The following is a 2,243-nucleotide window of genomic DNA, read 5'->3' on the forward strand; positions in this document are numbered from 1 at the left end:
CAGGGTCGGCTGTGCCGGCGCGCCGTGCTCGGCGGCGCCTTCCGCGCCGCTCGCGGCCTTGCTGACGCGCGGCTTGCGCACGCGCTTCTCGGCGGGGGCGTCGGCGCTCCCGGGTTCGGACATGGTGTGATCGGACAAGTGGTGTTCCTCGCTAAGAGTGCGAGCGCCCAGCGTGGGGGCATACGGGGTTGGGAGGAGGTCTGGGAGAGAATCTTCCAGAGGGGGTGCGGTGTGCGAATGCCACCGGATGTATCGACACTATCACCGCCACGCAGGCACGGCAAGCAGGCGTTCGTGGGCGATTCAGCCGCCGGCGATGCTGCGCCGGCCGGGCTGCCGCGGCGCCGCTCCGGTTGCGGAGCGGTGCCGGCAGCGGGCGTCAGGCGGCGCTGCCGCCCAGGGTCTTGTCGATCATCTGGGTCAGCTGGCCCTTGCCGACCGCGCCGATCTGAGTGGCCTGGATCTGGCCGTTCTTGAACAGCAGCAGCATCGGGATCGAGCGCACGTGGTACTTGATCGCGGTGGCGCGGTTCTCGTCCACGTTGACCTTGGCGACCTTGAGGCGGCCGTCGTAGGCGTCGGCGAGGTCGTCCAGCACCGGCGCGATCATCTTGCACGGGCCGCACCACTCGGCCCAGAAGTCCACCAGGACCGGCTCGTCGGACTGCAGCACCGTGGCATCGAAATCGGCGTCGCCGACGTAAAGGACCTTGTCGCTCACTTTGGGGGTTCTCCTGGGCCAATGCGACTGGCCGGACCGGGTGGCCGCCGCATTGCGGTAAACTGGGGCATTGCGCGGCGATCTCAAGGGATTCCCCCTGTCGCGCGACCCGGCATGGAAGACGCCAGTGTGCGACGCTGCCGGGACCGATGCAAGCCGCGACCTTACGCTTCGGGCGGGGTGGCCTCACGAAGATGGAATGATGAGCGACAAACCGCTGACCGATGTGACTTTTTCCGCGTTCGAACTGCAGCCTGCGCTGCTCGCAGGCCTCGAAAGCGCCGGCTTCACCCGCTGTACCCCGATCCAGGCGCTGACCCTGCCGGTGGCCCTTCCCGGCCGCGACGTGGCCGGCCAGGCCCAGACCGGTACCGGCAAGACCCTGGCGTTCCTGGTGGCGGTGATGAACCGCCTGCTCAGCCGCCCGGCGCTGGCCGACCGCAAGCCGGAGGATCCGCGCGCGCTGATCCTGGCCCCGACCCGCGAGCTGGCGATCCAGATCCACAAGGACGCGGTCAAGTTCGGCTCCGAACTGGGCCTGCGCTTCGCCCTGGTCTACGGCGGCGTGGACTACGACAAGCAGCGCGAACTGCTGCAGCAGGGCGTGGACGTGATCATCGCCACCCCCGGCCGCCTGATCGACTACGTCAAGCAGCACAAGGTGGTGTCGCTGCACGCCTGCGAGATCTGCGTGCTCGACGAAGCCGACCGCATGTTCGACCTGGGCTTCATCAAGGACATCCGCTTCCTGCTGCGGCGCATGCCCGAGCGCGGCACCCGCCAGACCCTGCTGTTCTCGGCCACCCTCAGCCACCGCGTGCTGGAGCTGGCCTACGAGCACATGAACGAGCCGGAAAAGCTCGTCGTCGAGACCGAGAGCATCACCGCCGCGCGCGTGCGCCAGCGCATCTACTTCCCCTCCGACGAGGAGAAGCTGACCCTGCTGCTGGGTCTGCTGTCGCGCAGCGAGGGCGCGCGCACCATGGTGTTCGTCAACACCAAGGCGTTCGTCGAGCGCGTGGCGCGGGCGCTGGAGCGCAACGGCTACCGGGTCGGCGTGCTGTCCGGCGACGTGCCGCAGAAGAAGCGCGAGACCCTGCTCAACCGCTTCCAGAAGGGTCAGCTGGAGATCCTGGTGGCCACCGACGTGGCTGCGCGCGGCCTGCACATCGACGGGGTCAAGTACGTCTACAACTACGACCTGCCGTTCGACGCCGAGGACTACGTGCACCGCATCGGCCGCACCGCGCGGCTGGGCGAGGAGGGCGACGCGATCAGCTTCGCCTGCGAGCGCTATGCGATGAGCCTGCCGGACATCGAGGCCTACATCGAGCAGAAGATCCCGGTCGAGCCGGTCACCGCCGAGCTGCTGGTGGCGCTGCCGCGCACCCCGCGCGCGCCGGTGGAGGGCGAGGCCGCCGAGGCCGATGGCGAGGAGAGCATCGGCGAGATCTTCCGCGAGGCCCGCGCCCAGCGCGAGGCCGACGAGCAGCGTCGCGGCGGCGGTCGCGGCAAGCCCGGC

Annotated in this window: 2 protein-coding genes; one reads left to right on the top strand and one right to left on the bottom strand. The window is 69.2% G+C overall.

The genetic code is table 11. The features are described from left to right. Positions 1-379: 379 nt before the first annotated feature. Positions 380-721 (bottom strand): thioredoxin TrxA, encoded by a 342-nt coding sequence (trxA, locus tag D183_RS0108080; protein ID WP_017908556.1) that lies wholly within the window; start codon positions 719-721, stop codon positions 380-382. 202 nt (positions 722-923) lie between these two features. On the opposite strand from trxA, the gene rhlB reads away from it, so the two are divergent. Continuing rightward, positions 924-2,243, top strand: a 1,320-nt coding sequence (gene rhlB, locus D183_RS0108085; RefSeq protein WP_026144300.1) for an ATP-dependent RNA helicase RhlB, incomplete at its 3' end; no start/stop codon positions are given.

Source organism: Xanthomonas sp. SHU 199 (assembly GCF_000364665.1).
In the GTDB taxonomy this organism is placed as follows: domain Bacteria; phylum Pseudomonadota; class Gammaproteobacteria; order Xanthomonadales; family Xanthomonadaceae; genus Xanthomonas_A; species Xanthomonas_A sontii.